General features: G+C 47.2%; 5 protein-coding genes. All 5 read right to left on the bottom strand.

Annotation, left to right across the window (positions count from 1 at the left end; genetic code table 11):
- Positions 1 to 1,017: 1,017 nt before the first annotated feature.
- Positions 1,018 to 2,088 carry a hypothetical protein gene (locus VT06_RS16300; protein WP_046555395.1) on the bottom strand — a complete coding sequence of 357 codons (1,071 nt, stop codon included), beginning with the start codon at positions 2,086 to 2,088 and terminating at the stop codon, positions 1,018 to 1,020.
- Positions 2,089 to 2,254: 166 nt separating this feature from the next.
- Positions 2,255 to 2,608 (bottom strand): MerR family transcriptional regulator, encoded by a 354-nt coding sequence (locus VT06_RS16305; RefSeq protein ID WP_046555396.1) that lies wholly within the window; start codon positions 2,606 to 2,608, stop codon positions 2,255 to 2,257.
- Positions 2,609 to 2,800: 192 nt separating this feature from the next.
- On the bottom strand, positions 2,801 to 3,049 hold the full coding sequence (locus VT06_RS16310) for a hypothetical protein (RefSeq protein WP_046555397.1): 249 nt from the start codon (positions 3,047 to 3,049) through the stop codon (positions 2,801 to 2,803).
- 41 nt (positions 3,050 to 3,090) lie between these two features.
- On the bottom strand, positions 3,091 to 3,651 hold the full coding sequence (locus tag VT06_RS16315) for a hypothetical protein (protein WP_046555398.1): 561 nt from the start codon (positions 3,649 to 3,651) through the stop codon (positions 3,091 to 3,093).
- Between the two features lie 58 nt (positions 3,652 to 3,709).
- Positions 3,710 to 4,162 (bottom strand): hypothetical protein, encoded by a 453-nt coding sequence (locus VT06_RS16320; RefSeq protein WP_046555399.1) that lies wholly within the window; start codon positions 4,160 to 4,162, stop codon positions 3,710 to 3,712.
- Positions 4,163 to 4,816: the final 654 nt, after the last annotated feature.

Here is a 4,816-nt window from a genome sequence, read left to right on the forward strand (position 1 = left end):
GGCCAGATAAGTCCAGCAGCTGGGTTTGGTTTTTTTCGGCGTGCTGTTTATGTTGTTTTTCATTTTTAATCCTTAGTAATAAGTAAGCAACATTACTAAGTAGCGCCAACAGCAGCGGCTGTGACAACAAAATAAAAAAATATGTTATTTACGTACTTTTAAGCGGGTGGCGGGAATAGAACCCGTGCTAACACCAACTGCTTAAAAATACTTTTCAATTTGTACCTGTTACGGTATGGTGGTGTAAAACAACTTCAGGGATACGAAGTGAACATTACTTATCATACTCACCAGCCCGACACTACCCCGCTAACTGTCTGCCCGCCACGGTTTGTTTTACACCAACTTACATCGCTATTTTTGCAGCAACAACCTGATAAAACCCTTAGTATTTTTTGATACTTTAATGTGTCTAATTAACGCACAGGTGTTTTTGTACAGTGTTGTTTAAAAAAGCACAGTGGGTAAAGTGGTGGTGTCAACAAGGAGATATGCTCGTGGATGATTTTTCACCGTCAGATTTAAAAAGTATTCAGCACTCCAAGCGGGCTAATATGTATTACCTGGAAACGTCAACTGCATTCTTGTCGCTATACGTGCTACAGCTTAAGACTGTGCACAAGATACTGTTCGCATTTTAAGACGCTAATGGTGAGGGGTAGGCACTAATCTGACCCACAGAATGGTAAGTACTGAGAACTATTGCAGTGTCTCTACCCCTTTATCCAATCACCTTGGATAGTATAAAACTTAGCCTATGTTCTACACGGGTTTAAGATACAAGAACAAAATTAAAGTCACCGTAGACTATTTAATTTTGATCTGACCCCAAAATTACTGTGTCTCATTGTAAGATCTCTTGCCGGAGAAAAAGCAGTTAGCTTATGAGCAACTGACCACTTGATCTAGCCAAAACAAGTTATGCACTTACAATTTGAATCTGAGAAAATTCACATGCTCCGTGTTACGCAAAAACCTTTCACGTTGAACCACACCGGTCGGCGGCTTGAGTCAGACTCAACAGTCTTCTGTGACGAGGATTCCTTCTTGCTTGAAGGCCGCAAGCACGACCGCTGCCGGGCCCATGCGTTCGCCGTAGTGCAGGCCCGGACCTGGTGCTACGAAGCCATTCAAGCCCAGCACCCATTCAGTCTGTAAAGCGGCACCGACTGCCGTCATGTGTGATTGCCCGGCTGCGTCTGTGAGGTGTAGAGTGCGGTGCACTAGCGCGCCGTTGCTTTGTCCTTCAATGTCCACGCGCACATGGTGGGGGGCACCAGTTCCGGGGTTGTGGAGCAGGCTGCGGCGCAGCTTCATGAAGCGCGGGCCGCTCAACAGTCCCCAGATACCCGAGCGGATGATGAACCAGAAGACGGCCGTGGTCGTTTTGTCGTCAAATGCGATTCGCGCGGCAACCGAGCGGGCCGCGCATAGCTGCGGCAGAACGGTTTGATCCGGACAGTCGAAGCGGTAGACCTTGGTCTCGTAGCCGTTGGAAAACCGTGTTTTGCGCCCCTCCGTGTACGGGATAGCCAGCCCAGGCTGGCCGTCTCGGACCACCGCAAAGGGAGCGCTCAAGCGATCCATGTACTCCACCGAGTTCTCGCCAGAGATATCTTTCAAGGCGTAAAGGATGTCCATGTTGATGGCTTCCACGCGCTGCAGCGACGCCGTCGCCTGGAGCGCAAGCGCACCCGGCACGCAGGCCATCCAGGACGATCCTTGCACCACAGGCGCTGAGGACGGGCTGGCCTGAACGATGGCTTCCAGGTCGCGCACCCGAGAGGTCCAGCGGGTGATGTCGATCAGCGCAACATTGGCACGCATCGCGGCTTTGAGGGCCACGTCATTCAAGTCGTTGGTAGCAATGACAAGCAATTGCGGTGTCTCAGGTAGACGCGACAAACAGTTTTCATCGTTTACGTCGAACCTGACTCCCGCAGCATCGCCAAGTTTAAGCGCCAGGGCCTGTGCCTTGCTTTGTGAACGCCCACCGATGAGCAAACGCAATCCAGGGTTGCGTTTACGAAGTAGACGCGCAATTTGGGCTCCAACGACGCCGTAGCCTCCGGCAATCAAGACCGTCATGGGGTTCTCCTGGTTGGCACATAGGCCTCAGCCGAAGCTGCGCTGTAGATGGAATTGGACGGATGGCCCAGGATGACGAGTAGGTTCTTGGGGTGGTTGGACGTTTGCATCGAAATGACTCTGTAGTGGAAGAAGCTTTACGATAAGTCTGCCCTCAGGGGCAGAGTCAAGCGATTTCGGCGCAGGCGCGTATTTCTATGTTGACTTCTTGCAACTGCGCGTCCAGGGCCTGTAGGCGCAGTATCTCGCGGGCGATATCGTCGCGGCGACGCTCGACCAGCGCGGCCATGGCGGTCCAGTCGGGCTCGGTACGCTGGCCGCCGACAGAGGGCGCCACTTCGGCTAATTTGAAACCCATGGCCTGGGCTTGCTTGATCAAGCGCATCTGGGTGACGTGCTTGTCGTTGTAGACCCGGTAGGCACCCAGGCGCGCGACGCGCCCCAGTAAGCCCATGGCCTCGTACAGGCGAATGGCCTTGGGCGTGGCGCCGGCGCGCTTGGCGAGTTCTCCGATATACATGGCATTCCTCTAAAACGGGTTCGGCGGCTGTCAAGCTAGTTGTCGCCTGAGTTGTGTTTAATTAAGCTGCTTTTAGCTGCTCTTCTTTTGCCACTTTTACGTGACCAATTTCTTCGTTTTTATCCGGATTCAGTTGAACAATAGAAGAAGAAAATAGGACAGGCACAGCAGAAATGCTTCTCACTGTGTTGTTCAGTTGTGCCTGTCCTTTTCACTTACCGGTAAAAACGGCTGCTGGCCTCCACCGAGCTCTCTCGAATGAGGGTTAGCAAGTTCCGCTTCATTTTCTAGCTTATTAGGGTGCTGCTCAGCGATAACACGAAGCTTTACCTTGTCTTTATTAACCGCATGGATAAATTTCGATAAATTAATTAGCAGAGCGATAGTGCCGACGATAGCTCCATAAAGTGCTAGCCAGTTTTGCGAGATCCAAACGCTCAATACTTCTCTCCTAAAATTTAATGCTCAAAGCAGCGGCATGTTTAAGTGTCTGATTGGCTTTGTTTGTTAGTCGACTTTAATGTAACCTTTTTACGCTGAGCGATATCTTCTAGTTGTTTTAAAGGATCGTAAAGCGCCTTAATACCTGCATCTATTTGCTCTTGGTCATACCCGATGTCTTTCATTAGTTGTACTTGTTTTGCTAAAATATTTTGCTTCTCGGCTATTACTTTTAATTCATTCATCTCTTTCTCATGACTGAGCTGCTCTTCCTTAGCCTCTCGTTCTAAACGATTTTTGTAAGTAAAATCTTTTATTAAGCCCCTCATTTGAATGAGTATTTTATCCAAGCCTAAAAGATTGAAATCACCAGGAGAATGTATTTCTATCGATTTTACTGTAAGTCTATTTTCCAGTGGAATTCTTGACAGTGACCCGTAAAGTGCCGTCTTTAATTTAATGGGGTTTTGCTTAAATTTTATGTCTTCCAGCACCGCCAATCGATTATAAAGAATATTAAGCTGATGGAAAAAAGTATAAAAATCTTCTACTGACCAGTCATCTACCGCGTTAAAGCCGATTTCCGTTATTTCTTCACTCATGTGTTTCTCTCTAGATTCTGTTTCAGCCGCGCTCTTCAGCTGCGACTTGATGCGTTTGTTAGAGCTTACTCTTTGCCCACGAATTGATGCTTGATATTGATATTACACCGCCTAAAAGCAATAAGGCATACGACACCAACCCAGCAAACTGAAGATCTGTTAATGTGTCTCGCTCGACATACTTCCACACAATTGGAATTGTAAACAAAAGCCCAGAGGCAAGACGATAAATACCCAAAAAACTATCGCCAATTTCAGCGATATATATGATTTTTTGTTTCGCTTTTTTTTGTTTTTCAGGGCTAAATTTATAGCCGTACAACCAACAAAATGAAGTTAAGAAAACATGTAGAAAGAAAAATAATAAGAAATAAAAGAAGAGATAATTTGGCACCATCGCTCCAGAAACAAACTCTCTGAGCTTAATAAATCCTTCATTAAATTGAATTAGTAATGCAGGTATACAACCTGTCATTACCACTAATATGATCTCTTTCAAAGTCACATTCATAAACTTTCCATGTAAGCTCTAACACTTATTGAGCGGAGAGATCCGTATTTAAATACAGACTTTTCCGTATTTGTAAATTTTATGTTTATGACATTACAACGGATTTGGCTTATTTACAATAACTTATAGGCAGAGAGAAAATAGGACAGGCACAGCAGAAATGGGCACAGCAGAAATGCTTCTCACTGTGTTGTTCAGTTGTGCCTGTTGTTCAGTTGTGCCTGTCCTTTTCACTTCCACCGCCGCACAGGCGGCTTAGAAAGCTGGGGTGAGATAGTAAGTGCCAGGCTGTCGGTTCACCGCCGCACAGGCGGCTTAGAAATTGACAGAAAATAGGACAGGCACAGCAGAAATGCTTGGGCACGGCAGAAATGCTGTGATTAATCGCTCCATCCATTACACATGTTGATGTGTTTATGCAGGGGCTAATGCGGCAAAGAATGGCGGCTAGGGGCGATAATGAGGTAATAAATTGCGCCTGATATATTTTTCACGGTATGTTCAGACATTACTGTTGCCGGACTTCAGGTGGATAGCCGGTAAGTATATTAGCAAGGCTTGGGGGAGTTGGTCAGGCGGTGTCGCGGTGGGCGCGTCGGCTAAAGAGAGTGGTGTAGCGCGTCTCGAATTGGGTGGCGCGTGTTAGCCAATCTT

Source organism: Arsukibacterium sp. MJ3 (assembly GCF_000987765.1).
Lineage (GTDB): Bacteria > Pseudomonadota > Gammaproteobacteria > Enterobacterales > Alteromonadaceae > Alishewanella.

Coding starts and splice junctions, on each gene's coding strand:
- VT06_RS16305 (WP_046555396.1), bottom strand. CDS start 2,608: ATGTATATCGGAGAACTCGCCAAGCGCGCCGGCGCCACGCCCAAGGCC.
- VT06_RS16320 (WP_046555399.1), bottom strand. CDS start 4,162: ATGAATGTGACTTTGAAAGAGATCATATTAGTGGTAATGACAGGTTGT.
- VT06_RS16315 (WP_046555398.1), bottom strand. CDS start 3,651: ATGAGTGAAGAAATAACGGAAATCGGCTTTAACGCGGTAGATGACTGG.
- VT06_RS16300 (WP_046555395.1), bottom strand. CDS start 2,088: ATGACGGTCTTGATTGCCGGAGGCTACGGCGTCGTTGGAGCCCAAATT.